This window comes from Novosphingobium profundi (genome assembly GCF_020524485.1).
Classification (GTDB): domain Bacteria; phylum Pseudomonadota; class Alphaproteobacteria; order Sphingomonadales; family Sphingomonadaceae; genus Novosphingobium; species Novosphingobium profundi_A.
This window is the reverse complement of record NZ_JAIVLF010000003.1, coordinates 779,039-798,192: the sequence shown is the minus strand read 5'-3', so window position 1 is coordinate 798,192 and position 19,154 is coordinate 779,039. Positions and strand designations below refer to the sequence as shown.

Genomic DNA, 19,154 nt, shown 5'->3' with positions numbered 1-19,154 from the left:
TTTGTCGCGCTACAGGCAGGGGATCTCGACAAGCAAGGTCTTCTGCCTTCGGCTCAGGGTGCTGAAATCCGGCACTGGCCAATCAAGCCCTGCCATCTCGAGAAGGCTGGCGACCATGCCGATGGTCTGGCGCAAGGGAAGCTTGAACACGCCCTTTAGTGTCAGGCAGGCCTGGATCGCCGCGTCCGAGAAAACGGGCTGCCGCCCGCGCTTGCCGGTGGGTGCAGACAGCCACTGCATCCCGGGATCAAACCAGACCTGAAGCGAACCTCTCTGCGCCAGCGCTGCGTTATAAGACTTCCAGTTTGTCGTGCGGTAGCGGGCCTTGGGCGGTTTGCTCATCGCCGCCCCTTAACCAACTGGATTCACGAACGGAATCCCTCGGGCATTTGCGCAACAAAGCTGCGATCATGGACTGGGCGGCTTGCAAGGTGCTCGCCTGGCGGCTGTCGAACACGATGGACGCCGGCTTCTGTGTCGCGGCGCTGGAAGAGGCGTTGGCCCGGTTCGGCAAGCCGGAAATCTTCAACACGGACCAGGGCAGCCAGTTTACCAGCTACGCCTTCACCAGCGTGCTGCACGACGCCGAGGTCCGCATCAGCATGGATGGCCGGGGCCGGCGGATGGACAACGTCTTCATCGAACGCCTCTGGCGATCCCTGAAGTACGAGTGCGTCTATCTCCACGCCTTCGAGACCGGCTCGGAGCTGCGGGCTGGCCTTGCCCGGTGGATCACTTATTACAACACCCAGCCTCTGCACTCGGGCCTCGCCGGGAGAACCTCGGTCGAGGCCTATCGGCGGATCGGGCAATCAGATCATGGGGGGGGGGGCATGCCCCCCCCCCATGATCTGATGATCAAATAGGCAACATGAACGACAACCGGGATGAGCTTAACTCAGCCGCCAAACTGTCCAAGGACGCCTGCTCCTCTGCTGTGACGTTCGGAAACATCACATTGGCACATTCGATGCCGTCGGGAGGGGGCATCCACTCCGTCACTTCTCAGTGGCAATCAACAGCATGACTACAGAGTGGGCAGCGCCCCTGCCAGAAACGTCCTAATTTGACCACTCTGTGATGAAACTTCCATATGTGGGCACTCCGTCCGTCTGTTCTGCCACGATGTTGTTTGTTTGACGACCTAGATAGGTGATCTCGCCTTCGAGAACATCGCCCGGTTTCATCCAACGGCCGCCATGCATGGCGCCGTTCCCCGGGGGTGATCCAGTGAGAAGAAAGTCACCTGGCATGAGCCGTATACGCTCAGATGCGTAAGAGAGGATCTGTTCAGGCTGAAAAATCATGTCGCTGATTGGCCAGTCCTGCATGACCTCGCCGTTCAGTTTCATTGTGATCTGGACCTTGGCCCGATCGACAAACTGCTTGGGCACGATGAACGGACCTGCGGGCTTGAAGTTGGGCTGATGCTTGCTGACCCAGTCATGCCCCCACCGCACATCGGCGCGGCGAAATTCATCGACCGTGCCGAGATCATTGACCATGACATATCCGGCAATCAGCTGATCGGCATCTTCCGGACGAATATATCGACCGGTTCGGGCCACGACAGCTGCGAACTCCAGCTCCCAATCATGATGGGCACCAACGAGCGGCAAGGGAACGTCATCGTTCGCGCCGCATAGAGCGCTGTGCAGGCCAGTCCAGAAGAAGGGCATTCCCTCGCGGGCACGGCGATCAACCTCGGCAAGGTTGCGCTGGAAGAAGGACTCGTCGCTCTCTCGAGGTAAACGCTTGTCCTGATTGAACTTGTTGTAAGTCATCATCTCGGCTACATGCTGCCGGTAATTCGATCCTGTGCACAACATGTTCGGTCTTGCCACCGGCGGAAGGCATTCCAGGTCCCTGAGCGCCAGGTCAGTCCCGCTATTTTTCGCAGCAATGTCTGCGAGTAGATCGAGAGCTCTGTCCCAATCCTCGAATACGGCAAGCGTGTCGGGATAATGGGCCGAAAGATCGTAAGTGGCGCCATCAGGTTGCACTAGACCCGGGAAGGTCCTGCCATTAGTTCGATATGTGCCGATTCCGAAGCTACCCGCAACCAACCCCGTGGCAGCATTGACGTCTTTCAGCTTAATGGCAGGCGCGATCTTGAGATCATGCACGGTAGATTTCGACATTCAGGACACTCCACCCGGACGCTGTGTTCAGGCGTAGACTTGCAGAGGTCTTCCTATCGATCCAATAGAAAGAATTCGTCCTACTCATTACTCCTGTCTATGCGTTGGTTGAATGTGGCCTCACTGCGAGCAATGATAAGGTTCTTAAGCCATTGCAGGCCGGCGTCTCGCGTCCTGAGGCGATGCCATTGCAAAACTTCTTCGATGGGGGCGATCGGCATGGGCACTGGGTGAAGCCGGATTGCATAGAGCGGGCGAAAGTGCTCTGCCAGCTTACGGTGCATCAAGGCAATTCTATCGGTCCCTACGACTGATTGGGCTAAAGCTGAAAAGCTGGGCACCAACAGTTCAACGCGCCTTTGCTCTCGTAGATCTTGCAAGGAGATTTCGGATAACGCCGGACGCCTGTCTCGACCAAAAGTAGCGGCCACATGCCCGGCCTCTAAAAATTGATCTCTTGTGATTATATTTCCGTATTTTGATTCATTCCATGTTACTAATACATGCTCATCTTTAAAGAGCGATGCGGCGGGGTGCTTTTCAAGCAGGAAGTGCTTTACGGTTATGGATATATCAATTTCTGATCTTTCAAAACGTTCTTCTGAATCGCTGCTGGGGCGGACAACTTCGACGATTACTTTTGGCGCCTCGCGGGCGACTTCAGAAATAACGTCAGCCAAAAGTACTGTTTGCATGTAATCAGATGAGATAATCACGAATTTACGGTTCGAGGTCGCGGGATTGAATTCCCGCGGTTGCGTTATCTCGCTTCGAATAAGGGCAAGAGTCTGCTTAACAGGTTCGGCCAGTTGTTCGGCCCTGTATGTTAGTCGCATTTGACGACCTTCAAGTACGAGAAGATCGTCTTCAAAATATTCTCGCAACCTGTTCAGTGACGAAGTCACCGCAGGCTGGCTTAGACACAATTGCTTCGAGGCACCTGTCACGCTCCTCTCACTGATAAGTGCGTCAAGAGCCACCAGCAAATTGAGGTCGAGCTTGTCGAAGCGCATCATCCATCATCCCATAATTTATGGCGATAGGAATGCTGCAGTCCACCTGCAAACTCAATAGTCCTGACTCTCCCACTTCTCATAGCCCGATCCAAAGGTTGTTGAGCAATACCAGCACGTCATGATTCACGGTAAGTTGAAGCGCCCTGGGTTTTCCGGAGGCAGTTTGGTTTGACTCAGGCGACCATATCGAGGGCCGCATAGTATTTCGCTTCTGCCTCAGCCGGTGGGATGTAGCCGATAGGGCCGAAGAGGCGGTGGTTGTTGAACCAATCGACCCAGCGCAACGTCGCCATTTCCACTGCGGATAGGCTGGGTCAGGAACGCTGGCGCCAGATGACCTCGGCCTTGTAGAGACCGTTGATCGTCTCGGCCAAGGCGTTGTCATAGGAGCCGCCCACGCTCCCGACCGAGGGAACGAGATTGGCTTCGGCGAGGCGCTGTGTGTAGTTCATGGCAAGATATTGAACGCCCCTGTCGCTGTGATGGATCAGACCATCGTCCGGGCCGGGCCTGCGGGCATGGATAGCTTGCTCCAGAGCATCGAGGACGAAGCCGGCGGTGGCCGACGTGCTGACCTTCCAGCCCACGATCCGTCGCGCATAAGCATCGATCACGAAGGCGACATAGACGAAGCCGACCCAGGTGTGGACGTACGTAAAATCGACCACCCATAAGGCATTGGGCCGCGAGACGCGGAACTCCCGATTGACCTTGTCCAGTGGGCATGGCGCCTTGGGATCGCTGATGGTGGTCACGGTCTTCTTGCCTCGCCGTATGCCAGCGAGCCCCATACTGCGCATGAGGCGCTCGACGGTGCACTTGGCAACTGCGATGCCTTCGCGGCGTAGCTGATGCCAGACCTTGCGCGCCCCGTAGAGGCTGTGGCTGTCCTCGTAGACGCGTTTGATCTGACGACAGATCTCTTCGTCCCGACGCGCACGCTCGGGTCGCCTGGACGGATCAAGCAGGCGTGCAGCATGTTCGTGATAGGAGGACGGGGCGACTGCCAGCTCTCGGCAGATCGGCTCGATACCCAGGTCCTGGCGATGGGCGTCTATGAACGCCATCATCATCTCTCGCGGCGGTCGAGCTCCGCCATCGCAAAATATGCAGACGCCTTGCGGAGGATCTCGTTGGCCCGGCGCAGTTCCTTCACTTCACGTTCGAGAGCCTTGATCCTGGCCTTCTCATCGGCGGCAAGCGCCGCTGGCCCCGCTCGTCGGCTCGCCTCCTCGCGGCACCAGCGGCGCAGCGTCTCGGCCGTGCAGCCAATCTTGGCGGCAATCGAAGACATCGCCTCCCACTCCGAACCGTAATCGGCGCGATGTTCGCCAACCATACGCACTGCACGATCGCGGATCTCAGGTGAAAACTTGTTCCGGGTTCTGCTCATCACGAAAGCTCCTTCTCATAAATCGGAGCCTCCGGAAAACCCGGGGCGCTTCAGTATCGGTCATCCAGGTGTGCGGGTCGAAGCCGGAGAGCTTGCCGTTGTCGCTGCCTTCGTCGGAACCGGCGAACAGGGCATTTGGGCGGTTCAGCGCGAGGAGAACTTTCGAAATGGGCTCGCAGCGAAAATCAAAATGATGTTATTAATTCTCAATTATTTATGCTTCTTCTATTTGCTCTTGCCAAGCATTCTTGGTAGCGTTCGGTCCCGATTTATGAAGTGATGCTTGAACGCCGCCAGTATATGGACGGTAACAAGGCTGGCAATGGCAAGTCCCGTGAAGCTGTGCACATCACCGATCAAGTTATGCCACGGTCGCGGGCCGTCAAATGGCGAAGCGAATGTGTAGATGCCAAAGGCGGAGACAGGCCAGCCACCGCTCCACACGTCCAACGGTCCCGTAATTAATTGGAGGGCAATCAGCAGCAAGAGCGCTGAATGGACAATGCGGATGACGACGGTCAGCTTTCTGTCTGGCTGCAACGGATTAGGCTTCGTCTCAAACCATGACCATAAGATTCGGATGGCAATAAGGACATATAGAAGCATCCCCGTGGATGCATGAAACTCGATCCTTGCGCCCGCAATCTCGTCGTTCGGAGCGAGGAACACTCCTGCTGCGGTTACTAACATCGCAATGATCGCAATCGCACCAAGCCAGTGAAGGATGATGCTCACCGTCCCGAATTGGTCCCTATTGTTCCGAATTTGCATATGAACTGGCCCCTATCGATAAGCCCGGTGCGTAAGCGGCGTCGCTATGATTGTTCAGCCGTCACGCGCTGTTCAAGAATGCGGCGGGCACGGACACCGGCCTCATCCATCGGTAGCAAGGCGGGCTTGTGCGCGAACAAATCATTGGAATGCATTCGCGATCGCACCGCCCGGATCATTGGCTCATCTTCGGTCTCGAACGCATTCTGCGTTGCGAACTGCAGCATGCTGGAAACCTGTTCATTCCCGTGGCCGCGATTGCGCCCGGCTGCCCAGAAATAATGCGTGGTCTCCGCAGTCTCAGGGGTCAGGAAATGGACGGTCGGAATTTTTGGCCCGCCGTCCTCCTCGTTACTGACCATGCCGGTATCGAGGTAGAGGATACTGGGTGCGTGCCAGTGCATGTAAGCATGCAGATCGGCGGATTTTCGGTTGTTCTCCCACAATATCTGGAACAGTCCCGTGATAGGCTCGTCGCTGACGTCATAGAATGCCCTGACGATGTCGCCCTCCTGCTCGCAGCGGAACTTCGTCCGGGCCGCGTTCCCCTCGGACGCGAGCATGGGGTGCATGAATTCCACATGCGTCAGGTCGAGCAGATTGTCGATTACCAACTGGTAGTCGGCCTCGACATGAAGCCTGCCGTGTACCCAAGAAAACGCGTCGTCTTCCAGTCGAGGGATTTGCGGCAGTTGCGCGGGATCGGCCTGATTTATGTCGCCCGGCCAGACCCAGACCATGTCATAGCGCTCAACGACCGGATAGGCCCGCACGGAGAGGCTGGCGGGTATGGCGCCTTTGCCGTGCGGATTGTGAATGCAACGGCCCGAACCGTCGAATTCAAGGCCGTGATAGGCGCAGGCGATGCGATCGCCCTTGTGTTTGCCCATGCTAAGCGGGGCGAAGCGGTGCGGGCAGGCATCGTGCAACGCATGAGCCACGCCATCGGATGTCCGAAACAGGACGACCGGCTCTGTCAATATGGTCCGGGCAAGCTGACCATCGCCCAGCTCGTGCGACCAGGCCGCGGCATACCATGCGTTGCGTACAAACATCACGCATTCTCCATGATCGGTGCAGCCTCGGCATCCAGCATCGCCTGAATCTTGCGCCTGACCTTCACCGCAGGCCCGTCGGATTTGACCAGCAGTTCGCGTTGCACGGCACTGGCGGCGTCCAGTCGCTCCTCTACCGCTTCGATGGCATCGACGTCCTGTTGGCGGATCTTGATATCCGACTGCCGCTGGAATTCGTCGAGTTCCGCACTGTCATGGCGGAAATTGCGGACCGCGAAGCCGAAATAATGGGTGGAATGTTCCGTTTCCGGCGTAATCGCGTGCATGATCCACAATGCGCCAAGTTCACTAGGATTTTCGCTATTTTCAGCCCCGGTCGTTATGACCGGCATGCTCGTGCGGATCAGTTCCGGGCCATAGAAGTCGGACACGATCCTGAAATCGGCCAGACCCTCGTATGCAGCCTCCTTGCCAAACAGAAGTTCTAGGAATGGATCCCATGGCATCTTGCTGCGACGAAGCACCTGATAGAGGCTGGCGCCCTCGCTCTCCTCCAGCTTCGGACTGGCCATGACACCACCGCCGCCAATGTGGTGATGCACATAGGGAAGGTGAGTCAGATCGAGAAGATTGTCGACCAGGAGTTGGGAACGGCCCTTGAGATGGAAGTAGTTTTCAGAGCTATAGCGCCATCCTTCCTGTTCTAGCCCGAAATCGCTGTACGGAGGGATCAGCGCCGGATCGCAACGGTCGCCATCGCCCATCCAGATCCAGCACAGCGGCCCGCGCTCTTCGATCGGATAGGTCGGCTGGCAAAAGCCCGATCCGGTATTCTGCGAGGGCACTTCGATGCACTTGCCGTCTGCATCGAATGCAAAACCGTGATAGCCGCAGACGAGAGCATCACCCCGCACCCTGCCCTTGGCGAGAGGGAAATAGCGATGCGGACACAGGCCGTACATGGCAACCGGCGTCCCGTCCTCCTTGCGATAGAGCGCGACGGGTTTGCCAAGGATCGTCCGCTCCATTGGCTGGCGCGTGATCTCGCTGGAGAAACCGGCCATATACCAGCGATTGCGGACAATCCCCGTATCGGTCGTAAATGGGTACATATCCTCTCTCTCCGATGATCTTATTTTTGTATCGGGCTCAGCCCCAGTAGTTCGGTGGCATTTTGGCCCAGTATTCTGATACGGTCTTCGTCGCCAAGGCGGGAATGGAATCCGACAGGGTCCGGTTCGCCCATGTCGAAGGGATAATCGGTCCCCATGCAAAGCCGGCCGCTGCCGTGGCTGTGAACCAGCGCGGCCAGTTGCGTCTGGTCGAACACCAGCGTGTCGAGCCATATATCCCGCAGATAGCTTGACGGTTCGCGCGAGATGTTCTGACGGCAATCGGGACGCTCACGATAGGCATGGTCCATCCGCCCCCAATAGGAGGGGAGATAGCCGCCGCCATGCGCAACGCACAGCTTCAGCCCCGGGTGATCGTCGAGGACGCCGCCAAATATCAGATGGCTAAGGGCGATCGAGGATTCGAGCGGGTTGCCGATGATATTGTTGAGGTAATGCTCGCTCAGCCGGTTGCCGTGGGTGAAGCCCAGCGGATGGATGAAAAGCAGGATGCCCAGCTCCTCGGCCGCGGCGAAGAACGGGCGCAGCGATGGATCGGCAAGCTCGCGGCCCGCCGCGCTGGTCCCGATTTCGATCCCTCGCATACCAAGGTCTTTGACACATCGGCGCATTTCCTCGATCGCCATGGTGCAGTCCTGCAAGGGGAGCGTGCCCATGCCCACCAGTCGGTCGGGCACGCTGCCCACGGCATCCGCGATCCCGTCATTGATTGCACGGGCCAGATCGCGGCCTAGCTCGGGCGGCGCGAAATAGTAATATTGCCCCGGGTTCGGACTGATCGCCTGCACATCGACCCCCTGCCGGTCCATGTCGGCAAGGCGCAGTTCTACCCCGTTCAGCTTTGGTCCGATCTCCTTAAACATGCGCGCATTGACATTGTCCGAAGCCGGACAGGAAAAGGGCAGGCCGCGCGGAAGATCCGGGATTGCGGCGCGAATGGCTGCCTCTGCCGCCGCGACGTTCAGATGGGCGTGAATGTCCACCACAAGGTGTTTGCCTTTCTGGCGGACAACTATCGGATCGTGCGCGGAACTGTTCATGTCATGCGGTTCCCGCGACCGGGAACGGGCCCCAGTTCCACTCTTTGCCGCCCGTATCTTCGGCGACGATGCGGTTCCGCTGGTGCCCAAGGCCGGTCAGCGATCCTTCCATGATGTCGCCCGGACGCAGCCAGCGATTGCCATGAAAGGCACCATTGCCTGGAGGAGAGCCGGTGCTCAGGAGGTCGCCGGGAACCAGTCGGATACGTTCCGAAGCGTAGGACAATATCTGTTCCGGCGTGAAGATCATGTCGGTAACCGGCCAGTCCTGCATGACTTCGCCCTCGACCTTCAACTCGATGCGGATCTGGTCGAACTGTACGAATTGCTTGGGAACGATGAAGGGGCCAAGAACCTTGAAATTGGGCTGGTTCTTGCTGAGCCAGTCGAACTGAAACCTCACGTCGGTGCGGCGGAATTCATCTACCGTCCCCAAATCGTTCACCGCGACATAACCCGCGATCAGATCGCCTGCGTCTTCGGGCTTTACGTAGCGACCAGTCTTGCCGACGATGACGCCCAGTTCCATCTCCCAATCGGGATGTTCGCCGATGAGGGGGAGAGGGATGTCGTCGTTCGCGCCGCACAGGGCCGAATGCAGACCCGTCCAGAAGAACGGCATGCCGTCGCGCGCGCGCCGGTCGACTTCGGTCAGGTTCCGCTGGAAGAATTCCTCGTCGGTTTCGCCCGGCTTGCGCGCATGCTGATTGAACTTGTTGTGCGTCATCATCTCGGCGACATGCTGACGATAGTTCGAACCGGCAAACAGCATATTGGGGTGCGAGACGCACGGCAGGGCAGTCAGTTCGGTGAACTGCAGCTCGCTGCCCTTGTCATGCTCGGCGATGTCGACGAGCGTGTCGAAGTTCCTCTCCCAATCGTCGAAAATCGCATGGGTGTTGTACCACCGGCCGGAGAGATCGATCACACTGCCTTCGGACAGGACCAGCGCCGGGAATGGCTTGCCGCCTTTGCTCGCATACGTCCCGATGGCAAAGGCACCCGTTGCCAAACCGGTAATGTCGTTGAATTCTGACATGGCATGCAGTTCCTTATGCGAAATAGCGTTCCGGACCATCATCGACCCATTCGTCGAGGGTGATGGTCGAGATGTCGTGGTAGTTCGTTCCGTCGGATGCACGGAACAGGTCAGTATCCGAGAATGTCTCGAACCGCGCACCGTCAGGACTGCGCCAGACGTCAAAGACATGGCTACCGTGCGGGTGCCTGCCTACGCCCCAGATCGATTCATATTCCTTGCGTGCCAGATAGCGGTGCGTTCGGTTCTGTGCCTCGAAATCCTGTGCTTCGAATGAGATATGGTGACACCCACCGCGATCATCCTGCATGAAAGCAAGAGCATGGTGGTCGACATATTCATCGCCCCGGTCGAGCCGGAAGAAACCGACGATCTGTACCTGTGGCTGGCCAGGGATATGATAGATGTCGCTGCCGATTAGGCCAAGGACATCGCCATACCATTTTGCCGTCGCAGCAAAGCTTTTGACGAATAGGCCGACATGGCCAAGCCGCCAAAGCTGGGCGGGCCCAGTCTCTCGCGGATACTGGCTGTGACCGAAGCGTTGCTTTTGAAACGGAGTATTGATCAGAAGTTCGGGATAGGAAGCCTCGCTTTTGCGACGTTTCACGCCGTACATCAGGACAATTTCATTTCCATCCGGATCGCTCAGGGCGACCCCGCGACCGCCGCCGAAAGGCATTGCTCCCAAATCGCGTGCACCGTGCCGCTGGATAGCTTCGTCGAGAGACGTTTCATCCTCGACCTCGAAGCCGACTGCCAGAAGGCGGTTACCATCTCCCTTGTTAGCGACATAGCAATAGCTATCGCCGCCCCTGGTTCGCATGATCAGGCGCTCGTCAGAGCGTTCAACGGCAACCAGTCCGAAGTCTTTGGCAAAATTCTCAAGCTTGTCTAAATTACGGACTGTGAACTCGACATGATGAATGGCCTTGAGCCGCATGTTCAGCTTCTCCCATGCAAATCTGCTTTCGGCGTATTCGCCTATTCGTTCCATTCGGGATGAAGGCAGAATGTCGAATTGGGAAATAGATTGAATCGTCATTACCCATAAGATTCATCTATGAGATGCTGTCCGCACTGCGACGCATAAACCGTACTTATGGATGTTGGGGTAAGAATGAATTGGACGGATTCAACTTAGATTGAAAATCTCTAATCCAAGACCGAAAACAACGGTCATGGGTGGGAGAGTAGCTATGAGAGCGCTTGTTTTCGCAAGTTCGGCATCGATTTTGGCAATGTGCAATCAGGGGGCTTACGCCCAAGAGGCTGATCTTCAAGATGAAGCTGAAAGTGGCAATGCCATTTCTAACGTTCGGCAGCATTCGCTCAATCAACTCGATGTTATCGTGGTAACGGCTCAGCGCCGTGCAGAAACGCTTCAGGACGCAGCGATTGCGATCAATGCAGTCAGCGGCGACGATCTGATTGCAGCGGGTGTGGCCGATGCATCGCAACTCAACAAGATTGCGCCTGCGCTCTATGTCTCGACAGGAGGCGGCGCGAATTCCGGGTACTTTGTGCGCGGTGTCGGCAATTTTACCAACAACGGCTACACCAGCCCCGCAATCGCTTTCAATATCGATGGCGTCTATGTTGGTCGCCCGTCCTCGACAATTGCGTCATTCCTCGATGTCAGTCGCGTCGAAGTTTTGAAGGGGCCGCAAGGCACGCTATACGGACGGAACGCAACGGGAGGCGCCATCAATGTCATTCCCAACACGCCGAAGTTGGGTGCGGCCGAGGGTACGCTGCGCGCTCAGTACGGAAATTATAACGCATGGGAACTGACCGGTGTTGTCAACGCGCCGGTTGGCGACCGGGTGGCAATCCGGCTCGCTGGAACTGTTAGTGATCGTGATGGCTACTATTCCGATGGCACCAGTTCCGCGAAGGATCTTGCCCTACGTGGGCAGATTTATGCCCAGCTGTCGGACGCCGTAAATGTGAGGCTGTCGGGAGATTACTCGACGCAGAAAGGCACTGGCCCCGGCGTCAATATTGACGGGCTTTACGCCTTTACACCGTTCAATCCGAATTCGACCATCCCCAATTGGACGTTCGTGCCCGCGCCCGACAATGTGTCGCGCCCCTTTACGGGGCTACATGCGCCGCAAACCCTCGAATTCATCGAGAATAATGCGATCGCGGCACCGCTCTATTCTCCATTATCCGACTATGCCTATCCATTCCGCGACGACGAATTCTATGGCGTAAATGCAGAAGTCAATGTCGATCTCGGCGGAGTTGATCTTGTGATCGTCCCGGCCTACCGCCGCTCTGAGCTTGATAACCAGTTCAACGGGCCGCCGTTTAGAGCGGCGATCAATCAGGACGTAGCCAAACAATATAGCCTAGAGGCACGCCTCTCTGGGCAAACAGGGCCGCTCGACTGGATTGTTGGCGCATATTACTTTGATGAAACCGTTAAAGGCGTTAATTCTTTTAACCAGTTCTCAAATGTAAATCATAATAGTTTCGATTCAAATACGAAATCGGCAGCCGGCTTCGCCCGCGCCACATTCAGCTTGACCGATGCCCTTCGTCTAGTCGGCGGCATCAGATACACTCATGACAAACGGTCCATGGTCGGTGAGCAGACCTCGACTGCCGGCGTCTGTCTGATCGAACCGGTATTCGGTCCGCCTAGCTGTCCGCAGGTTCCGACCTTACCGGTCGGTTTGACGCTGGAAGATACGCTGGCGGCATTGCCGCCCGGCATCTTCCCAGGGGGGAGCCCACTTGATGCACCAAACCCATATGGGGCCTGGCCATATGGTCCTTTTGGCGCAATGGGACCACAGGCCATTCTGGCGATTTCGCCGACCACGATCAATCGTTCGAAAAGCGACAGCAAGATCACCTATCGCGCAGCCGTCGAATATGATCTGACGGTGGACAACTTGGTCTATGCGAGCTTCGAGACCGGCTACAGGTCGGGGGGCTTCCAGATCACGTTGGGCCAGGAGGAATATGATCCGGAAACCATCGATGCATGGACGTTCGGATTGAAGAACAATTTCTTCGATAATAAGGTTCAACTCAACCTTGAGGCATTCTACTGGAATTATAAAGATCAGCAACTTGCCGCGCTGGGCGTCGACGCGATAGGTAGAAACTCGTTTTATACCCGCAATGTCGGTGCCTCGTCGATCAAGGGTGTCGAGATAGACTTTCAGGTTCTCGCCACTCCTACCACTTTGATAAGCGGCGGCGTTCAATATCTCGATGCAAAGTATGATTCATTCAAATTTAATCAGGTCGACCTTTCGGATGAAACCGATCCGCCAAATTTCCTGACCCCCGTCACTGGCTGCGCATATACACAGCAGTTCGACCCGATCCGTTCATTCGATATCGATTGTTCGGGCAAGCAGGCACTCTATGCGCCGAAGTGGACGCTCAATTTGGGTGTAGAGCAAACGATTTATCTCGACGGCGGCGAACTCGTCGCAGCCCTCAGCGGCCGCTATCGTACCGACCGTCCGATCGGCTTCAATTATCTGCCGACCGGGAACAGCGGCGACGACCTGACATTGGATGCTTCGATCGGGTTCGAGCCAGAAGTCGTCCCGCTTAATGTCACGTTCTTCATGCGGAATCTAACCAATGTGGCCGTTCCTTCGACCTATCAGCCAGGCGCAGGCAATGTGACTTCATCTGCATACGAACCGCCGCGCACCTACGGCATCCGTGTCGGTTACGAATTCTAAAGGGCGCGAGATGCACATCAAATTACCGATCTTTGCGGCTCTCGCAGCTTTTACTTCGTTATCGTCGCCGTGCGTAGCACAAATTGCGGACGAGCCGGGCACTACTGAGGTAATTCCAGAGCAAGGGCGTTGGATTACACTTGGAACCAGCGCCGGTCCGGTTCCCAGCCAGGTCCGGTCGCAACCGGCCAATCTCCTGCGCATCGAAGGCGACAATTATCTTGTCGACGCCGGTGACGGCGTCTCAGGTCAACTCGCCAAGGCCGGCCTGATGACGGCGGAAGTCGACGGGGTTTTCATCAGCCACCTGCACTTCGATCACATTGCAGGTCTGAGCGGGCTGCTGGGCCTGCGCTGGCAAACCAACGCCACGCAACCCCTGCGCATCTGGGGCCCGCCCGGAACAAAGGCGACGGTCGACGGCATTGTTGCGTCGATGATCCCTGGCACAACGGCAGGATATGGCATCCCTGGTGCGGTGCGGGTCGATCCGCGCGACACGGTGGAAGTCATTGAGATTCGCGATGGTGCGGATCTCCACGTCGGTGGGATACGCGTGAGGGTGCGCAGCAACACGCACTATAGCTTCGAACCCGGAAGCGACCTTGCCAAGCAATTCGAAGCCTTATCCTACCGCTTCGATCTTCCGGGCAGGTCGATACTCTATACCGGCGACACGGGCCCCAGCGAGAACGTCAACACGCTCGCGCAGGGGGTCGATCTTCTGGTCGCGGAGATGATGGATGTCGAAAACACCGTCGCGGCCATGCGGCGGACCCAGCACAACGTGCCGGAACAAGTCTTGAGCAATATGGAAAAGCATCTGCGAGACCATCATCTGCTGCCCGCTGATGTTGGCCGCATGGCCGCCGCTGCCGATGCAGGGGCCGTGGTCATCACGCATTTCATGGGCCGCGAACGGGACGATCCGGGCCGCCTGAACTATCTGGCGGAAATTGCGGAATATTATGCCGGGCCCGCCGTAATCGCCGAAGACATGGATGCTTACTGAGCGATGGAAAATCTGAAGATCCTTATTATTGGCGGCGGCATTGGCGGGTTGACCTCGGCCATTGCACTGCGCCGCGATGGACATCGCGTTACCGTTATCGATAAGGATCCCGACTGGTCGGTCTATGGCGTCGGGATCATCCAGCAGTCCAACGTGATCCGCGCCATGGCGCAACTTGGTTTGGGCGAGGACTACGTGGCTGCCGGCGTGCCGTTCGACAAGGTGGCTGTGCACCAACCGGATGGCGAACTGGTCGCGACGGTTCCGATTCCGCGGCTGATGGACGCATACCCGGCAAGCTTGGGCATTGGCAGGCCGGCGCTGCACAAGATCCTGGGCGACCGAACCATGGCCGATGGCGCGGAAGTGCGCCTTGGTATCACCGCCACCATAATCGAGGACCGGGGCGAGGACGTCCGCGTCGTATTCTCGGACGGGAGCGAGGATGTCTTCGATATCGTGATCGGTGCGGACGGCGTGTATTCACAGACCCGCGACATGATCATGCCCGATGCCGAAAAGCCGGAATTCACCGGACAGGCGGTATGGCGGTACAATTTTCCGCGGCCTGCGGATCTTGATGCGCTGCATGCCTATAACGGTCCAATCGGTGCTGGTCTGGTGCCGATCAATGCTGATCTGATGTACATGTATGTGACGACGCCCGAACCGGGCAAGCCGCGCTATCGGCACGATACGCTGGCGCAGAGCATGCAAGCGAAAGTCATCGGGCACACGGCACCGCAAATTCGCGAACTGGCAACCCAGATTACCGACAATGACGAAGTCGTTTATCGCCCGATGGACGCGATGATGCTGCGCGGAGACTGGCATGTGGGGCGCGTGGTACTGCTGGGCGATGCGGTCCATGCCACCACGCCGCATCTGGGGCAGGGCGCGGGCATGGCGATCGAGGACAGCATCGTGCTGGCCGAAGAAATTGCGCGTCATGACACGCCGAAGGCAGCGTTCAAGGCATACCGCGATCGGCGGTACGAACGCTGCGCCTATATCGTCGACCATTCGCTGGCCATTTGCCGCGGTCAGCTTGGCCAGGGCCCGCTGATCGACAATGCCGAGGCAACCGCCGCCATGTTCGAGATGGTTTCGCAGCCGATTTGACCGGAGAATTCTGATGAGCCGTGTGACTGAAATCCGCTATGTCGGCTATGGCGTTCAGGCATTCGATGCCGAACGCAAATTCTATACCGAGGACTGGGGCCTCACCGAAGTGGCCGCCGAAGACGGCCTGGCGTGGTTCAAGACACAGGGGCATGACGAGCATCATGTCGTGCGCCTGCACGAGTCCGATGTAAATTCGGTAGAGGTGATCGGCCTTGCCACTGACAGCAAGGCCGATGTCGACGATCTGCACGGCAAGGTCGGCAAGGTCGGCAAGGCCGGGTGCAGGATCATCCACGAACCCATGGACCTGGACGCACCGGGTGGCGGGTATGGTTTCCGCTTCTTCTCGCCTGACGGTCTGCCGTTCGAGATTTCCGCGGATGTCGAACGTCTTGAAAAGCGCGAACTGGAACGCTGGGAAGGCATACCCGTCAAGATCAGCCACATCGTGCTGCACTCGCCCAATCATCAGGCCGCAGTGAAGTTCTTTACCGAAGTTCTGGGCTTTCGCATCAGCGACTGGCTGGGCGACTTCATGTGCTTTCTCCGCTGCAATTCGGCGCATCACCGCATCGCTATCCTGCCCGGACCGCCGTGCCTGAACCATGTCGCTTATGACATGTTGTCGGTTGACGACATGATGCGCGGGGTTGGCCGCCTCAAGAAGCGCGGTACGGACATCCGCTGGGGGCCCGGGCGGCACACCGCGGGCAACAACACCTTCAGCTATTTCTGTACGCCCGGCGGCTTCGCGGTCGAATACACGGCGGATCTGGAAGAAGTGGATTTCGAAAACCATCGGGAAAAAATCCACGAACCCGCTCCGCAAGTGATGGATCAGTGGGGTGTGGGGATCGGCGGTCCGCAGACCATGCCCAAGCCTGAGCCCGATCCGCGCCTTTTCCAGCCGGCCAAGGTTTGACCGATGACATTGTTTCAGCCTTTCCCGAATTACGTCTGGAACCTGTCGGTCGCGATCGCCCTTGAGAACGGGGGGCGTATTGGCGAGATCATGGATATCGTCGATCCGCTGCTGGCAAAGGCCGAGGCTGGCGAGGATGCCGGCACGGCCGAATTCATGCGCGAATGGGTCGCCATGGGCAACAAGCTCATGTCGCTTGCCGAGGAGGATCTTGAGAGGGACCGCGCCTTTTCCGCTGGCGAGAAACTGAAACGGGCCTGCATCTATTTCCTGACCGGAGAGCGAATGCAGGCGCACGGATCGGCAGGGCGCGAGGAAACCTATGCCAAGGCGCTGGACTGCTTCCAGCGAGGCACAAGTCTCGCGAAGGATCCTGTCGAGCGGGTCGAGATCGACTATGAGGGCAAGCCGATCGCAGGCCTGTTCCATCGCGCACCGGTCGACGGCCCTGCGCCAACGGTGGTCTATTGCAACGGCCTAGATTCCATGAAGGAAATGCTCTGGCTGGGCGGCTTCGCGCAGGCATTGGCCAAGCGCGGCATTCACACCTTGTGCGTTGACCAGCCCGGTACGGGCGAAGCCTTGCGCCTGCGCGGCTTGCCGGCGACGCCCTATTCCGAACGCTGGGCCAGCAAATGGGTGGACTGGCTAGAGCAGCAACCGCAAGTGGACAAGAACCGCCTTGGCATGACTGGCATTTCGCTGGGCGGCCATTACGCGCCCCGTGCCGTTGCCTATGAACCGCGCTTTGCCAGCGGTGCTGCTTGGGGGGCCAATCACAACTGGCGTGAAGTGCAGGACAAGCGCATGGCGCGCGAGGGCGAAAATCCGGTCCCGCATTATTGGGGCCATGTCTATTGGGTGTTCGGGGCCGATGGCCACGAGGATTTCCTTGCGAAGTCGCAGAACATGAACCTCAACGGCCATCTCGAACGGATCAAGGTGCCCTTCCTTGTAACCCATGGGGCGCAAGACCGTCAGATCAGCGTTGAATATGCCCATCAGACTTATGACCAGCTCATCAATTCCCCTCAGCGCGAACTCAAGATCTTCACGCCCCGCGAAGGCGGCGTGGAACATGTCGGCGCGGACAATATGTCCTTCGGCAACGACTTTATCGCCGACTGGTTCGCCGAAACGCTGGGCGGCCATACGAAGTGAGGGAAAAGACAAATCTGTCGCGTCATATCAGGAGGGAATGCCTGACCAGCGGCGTGATCAGCTCCCTGATCAGCCTGGGGTTCTTTTGGGCAATATTCGGCTTCGAAACGCCCGTCGACATCTGGAGCGTCGGCAATTTCGTATTCGACTTTCTTCCGCAGGGCTTCGCGATCACTTTCTTCGCGAGCCTTGTGTCCTCCTTCCTGACTCACAAGGCAGTCCTGTCAGGGAGGCTCGACGCTACCCGGGAGATGCCATGTAATCTGTCGGTCCTGTTCGCAAGCATAGCGCGGGCGCTGGTCGGAGCGGCGTTATTGGCCGGCTTGGCTACAATCTTTTTCTGGGTGACGGGATTAGAAGCGCTCGCCGCGATTCCGGCGCTGGCAATCAAGATGATTGTCGGCGGCGTACTTGGCGCAATGGCGACCCGCGCATCCCTGCGCGCAATGTTGAGGTGAGGGAAAGAAGATGAACAAACACGCCTGCAGCCTCGACCTTGATCCGTTCGACGCCGCATTTCTGGCCGATCCCTATGCCCATCATGCCAGCATCAGGGATGCCGGTCCCGTCGTATGGCTGGAAGCTGTCGGTGCCTATGGAATGGCCCGTTACGAAGAGGTTCAACAGGCGCTGCGGGATCATGCGACATTCTGTTCGTCCCGCGGTGTAGGTCTGGCCGACTTTTCGAAGGAGACGCCCTTCCGCCCGCCGTCCCTGCTGTTGGAAGTCGACCCGCCATTGCACGATCGCACGCGTTCCCTGATGAACAGGATCGTCTCGATCAGGACACTCAAGGAATTCCGTTCATCTTGGCAGGCAAAGGCCGAGGAACTGGTCGATGCCCTGGTAGAGCGCCGCCGGTTCGATGCCGTCAAGGATCTGGCGGAGGTCTTCCCCATGGCGATTTTCCCCGACACGATCGGACTGATGGAAGAGGGGCGCGAACATCTGCTCGATTATGCGACCATCGTTTTCAATGCCTTCGGTCCCCGAAACGAGGTTTTCGAAGAGGGCAATCGCGGCAAGGAGGCAGCCATTTCCTGGGTCACGCAAGCGTGCAAACGGGAAAATCTGAAACCCGACGGTTGGGGCATGCAGGTTTACGAGGCCGCGGACCGCGGCGATTGCTCGCAGGACGAGGCGGAAAGGCTGGTCCGCTCGTTCCTCAGCGCAGGCGTTGACACCACGGTCAATGGCATCGCGCACCTTGTGCTTGCCCTGGCAGAATTTCCGTCGGAATTCGCGAAGCTGCGCGCAAACAGAAATCTGGCGATCAAGGCATTCGAAGAAAGCCTGCGTTGGGATTCGACAGTCCAGACCTTCTTCCGCACCACCGCGAGAGAAGTCGAAATCGGCGGAACAGCTCTGCCAGCAGGTGAGAAAGTGTTGCTTTTCCTTGCCGCGGCCAATCGCGACCCGACCAAATGGGAACACCCTGAAAGCTTCGATCTCGACCGCAATGCCAGCGGGCATGTCGGCTTCGGCTTTGGCATCCACCAGTGCCTCGGGCAAATGGTTGCCCGTCTGGAAGGGGAACTGATCGCAACGGCGCTGGCAGAACGGGTGGAGTCCATCAGGCTTGCCGGACCACCTGTTCGCCGCCTTAACAACACGCTCCATGCCTTGGAAAGCCTGCCTGTCGAAGTCGTGCCAACGGGGGCCCGATAGC

Annotated in this window: 15 protein-coding genes, 3 pseudogenes and 1 other annotated feature; of the genes and pseudogenes, 8 read left to right on the top strand and 10 right to left on the bottom strand. The window is 57.8% G+C overall.

Annotated features, from left to right (window positions below):
- Positions 1–18: 18 nt before the first annotated feature.
- Positions 19–342: pseudogene (locus LC060_RS09890) on the bottom strand (transposase); the annotation flags it as partial.
- A gap of 62 nt (positions 343–404) precedes the next feature.
- On the opposite strand from LC060_RS09890, the pseudogene LC060_RS09885 reads away from it, so the two are divergent.
- Positions 405–866 (top strand): annotated as a pseudogene (locus tag LC060_RS09885) (transposase); the annotation flags it as partial.
- 195 nt (positions 867–1,061) lie between these two features.
- On the opposite strand, the gene LC060_RS09880 reads toward LC060_RS09885, so the two are convergent.
- From LC060_RS09880 to LC060_RS09840, 9 genes and pseudogenes are all read right to left on the bottom strand, one after another.
- Positions 1,062–2,141: a fumarylacetoacetate hydrolase family protein gene (locus tag LC060_RS09880; protein ID WP_226635058.1), complete on the bottom strand. Its 1,080-nt coding sequence runs from the start codon at positions 2,139–2,141 to the stop codon at positions 1,062–1,064.
- 80 nt (positions 2,142–2,221) lie between these two features.
- The gene (locus LC060_RS09875) at positions 2,222–3,157 is read right to left on the bottom strand and encodes a LysR family transcriptional regulator (protein WP_226635049.1); all 936 of its coding nucleotides are present in this window, start codon (positions 3,155–3,157) and stop codon (positions 2,222–2,224) included.
- A 173-nt stretch (positions 3,158–3,330) separates the two neighbouring features.
- Positions 3,331–4,550, bottom strand: a pseudogene (locus tag LC060_RS09870) (IS3 family transposase).
- Positions 4,155–4,269: a sequence feature (AL1L pseudoknot), on the bottom strand. Its footprint overlaps the pseudogene before it by 115 nt.
- A 225-nt stretch (positions 4,551–4,775) precedes the next feature.
- The gene (locus LC060_RS09865; RefSeq protein WP_319005416.1) at positions 4,776–5,285 is read right to left on the bottom strand and encodes a cytochrome b; all 510 of its coding nucleotides are present in this window, start codon (positions 5,283–5,285) and stop codon (positions 4,776–4,778) included.
- A gap of 80 nt (positions 5,286–5,365) precedes the next feature.
- Positions 5,366–6,376 (bottom strand): aromatic ring-hydroxylating dioxygenase subunit alpha, encoded by a 1,011-nt coding sequence (locus LC060_RS09860; RefSeq protein WP_226635046.1) that lies wholly within the window; start codon positions 6,374–6,376, stop codon positions 5,366–5,368.
- Positions 6,376–7,449 (bottom strand): aromatic ring-hydroxylating dioxygenase subunit alpha, encoded by a 1,074-nt coding sequence (locus LC060_RS09855; RefSeq protein ID WP_226635044.1) that lies wholly within the window; start codon positions 7,447–7,449, stop codon positions 6,376–6,378. Before LC060_RS09855 ends, LC060_RS09860 begins: the two co-directional genes overlap by 1 nt.
- Positions 7,450–7,469: 20 nt before the next feature.
- Positions 7,470–8,510 (bottom strand): amidohydrolase family protein, encoded by a 1,041-nt coding sequence (locus LC060_RS09850; protein WP_226635043.1) that lies wholly within the window; start codon positions 8,508–8,510, stop codon positions 7,470–7,472.
- A 1-nt stretch (position 8,511) separates the two neighbouring features.
- Positions 8,512–9,549: a fumarylacetoacetate hydrolase family protein gene (locus tag LC060_RS09845; RefSeq protein ID WP_226635041.1), complete on the bottom strand. Its 1,038-nt coding sequence runs from the start codon at positions 9,547–9,549 to the stop codon at positions 8,512–8,514.
- A gap of 13 nt (positions 9,550–9,562) precedes the next feature.
- Positions 9,563–10,594 carry a VOC family protein gene (locus LC060_RS09840; protein ID WP_226635039.1) on the bottom strand — a complete coding sequence of 344 codons (1,032 nt, stop codon included), beginning with the start codon at positions 10,592–10,594 and terminating at the stop codon, positions 9,563–9,565.
- Between the two features lie 154 nt (positions 10,595–10,748).
- Here LC060_RS09840 and LC060_RS09835 point away from each other — a divergent pair, with 154 nt between their 5' ends.
- Genes LC060_RS09835 through LC060_RS09805 form a run of 7 tightly spaced genes read left to right on the top strand, consistent with a single transcriptional unit; the run spans position 10,749 to position 19,153 of the window.
- Entirely contained in the window at positions 10,749–13,265 is a 2,517-nt protein-coding gene (locus LC060_RS09835; RefSeq protein WP_226635031.1) for a TonB-dependent receptor, read from the top strand.
- A 10-nt stretch (positions 13,266–13,275) separates the two neighbouring features.
- A complete protein-coding gene (locus LC060_RS09830; protein WP_226635029.1) occupies positions 13,276–14,277 on the top strand; it encodes an MBL fold metallo-hydrolase in 1,002 nt (333 codons plus the stop codon).
- Positions 14,278–14,280: 3 nt separating this feature from the next.
- Positions 14,281–15,399, top strand: coding sequence for an FAD-dependent oxidoreductase (locus LC060_RS09825; RefSeq protein WP_226635027.1), 1,119 nt, complete (start codon positions 14,281–14,283; stop codon positions 15,397–15,399).
- Between the two features lie 13 nt (positions 15,400–15,412).
- On the top strand, positions 15,413–16,324 hold the full coding sequence (locus tag LC060_RS09820) for a VOC family protein (protein WP_226635025.1): 912 nt from the start codon (positions 15,413–15,415) through the stop codon (positions 16,322–16,324).
- Positions 16,325–16,327: 3 nt separating this feature from the next.
- On the top strand, positions 16,328–17,485 hold the full coding sequence (locus LC060_RS09815; RefSeq protein ID WP_226635023.1) for an alpha/beta hydrolase family protein: 1,158 nt from the start codon (positions 16,328–16,330) through the stop codon (positions 17,483–17,485).
- Complete coding sequence (locus LC060_RS09810; RefSeq protein ID WP_226635022.1) at positions 17,482–17,943, top strand: hypothetical protein; 462 nt, start codon at positions 17,482–17,484, stop codon at positions 17,941–17,943. Before LC060_RS09815 ends, LC060_RS09810 begins: the two co-directional genes overlap by 4 nt.
- A gap of 10 nt (positions 17,944–17,953) precedes the next feature.
- Positions 17,954–19,153 (top strand): cytochrome P450, encoded by a 1,200-nt coding sequence (locus tag LC060_RS09805; RefSeq protein ID WP_226635020.1) that lies wholly within the window; start codon positions 17,954–17,956, stop codon positions 19,151–19,153.
- Position 19,154: the final 1 nt, after the last annotated feature.

Excerpts from the sequence above, each read along its gene's own strand:
- LC060_RS09845 (WP_226635041.1), bottom strand. The coding sequence starts at position 9,549 with ATGTCAGAATTCAACGACATTACCGGTTTGGCAACGGGTGCCTTTGCC.
- LC060_RS09875 (WP_226635049.1), bottom strand. The coding sequence starts at position 3,157 with ATGATGCGCTTCGACAAGCTCGACCTCAATTTGCTGGTGGCTCTTGAC.
- LC060_RS09805 (WP_226635020.1), top strand. The coding sequence starts at position 17,954 with ATGAACAAACACGCCTGCAGCCTCGACCTTGATCCGTTCGACGCCGCA.
- LC060_RS09840 (WP_226635039.1), bottom strand. The coding sequence starts at position 10,594 with ATGACGATTCAATCTATTTCCCAATTCGACATTCTGCCTTCATCCCGA.
- LC060_RS09830 (WP_226635029.1), top strand. The coding sequence starts at position 13,276 with ATGCACATCAAATTACCGATCTTTGCGGCTCTCGCAGCTTTTACTTCG.
- LC060_RS09850 (WP_226635043.1), bottom strand. The coding sequence starts at position 8,510 with ATGAACAGTTCCGCGCACGATCCGATAGTTGTCCGCCAGAAAGGCAAA.
- LC060_RS09820 (WP_226635025.1), top strand. The coding sequence starts at position 15,413 with ATGAGCCGTGTGACTGAAATCCGCTATGTCGGCTATGGCGTTCAGGCA.
- LC060_RS09855 (WP_226635044.1), bottom strand. The coding sequence starts at position 7,449 with ATGTACCCATTTACGACCGATACGGGGATTGTCCGCAATCGCTGGTAT.
- LC060_RS09860 (WP_226635046.1), bottom strand. The coding sequence starts at position 6,376 with ATGTTTGTACGCAACGCATGGTATGCCGCGGCCTGGTCGCACGAGCTG.
- LC060_RS09835 (WP_226635031.1), top strand. The coding sequence starts at position 10,749 with ATGAGAGCGCTTGTTTTCGCAAGTTCGGCATCGATTTTGGCAATGTGC.
- LC060_RS09880 (WP_226635058.1), bottom strand. The coding sequence starts at position 2,141 with ATGTCGAAATCTACCGTGCATGATCTCAAGATCGCGCCTGCCATTAAG.
- LC060_RS09815 (WP_226635023.1), top strand. The coding sequence starts at position 16,328 with ATGACATTGTTTCAGCCTTTCCCGAATTACGTCTGGAACCTGTCGGTC.
- LC060_RS09825 (WP_226635027.1), top strand. The coding sequence starts at position 14,281 with ATGGAAAATCTGAAGATCCTTATTATTGGCGGCGGCATTGGCGGGTTG.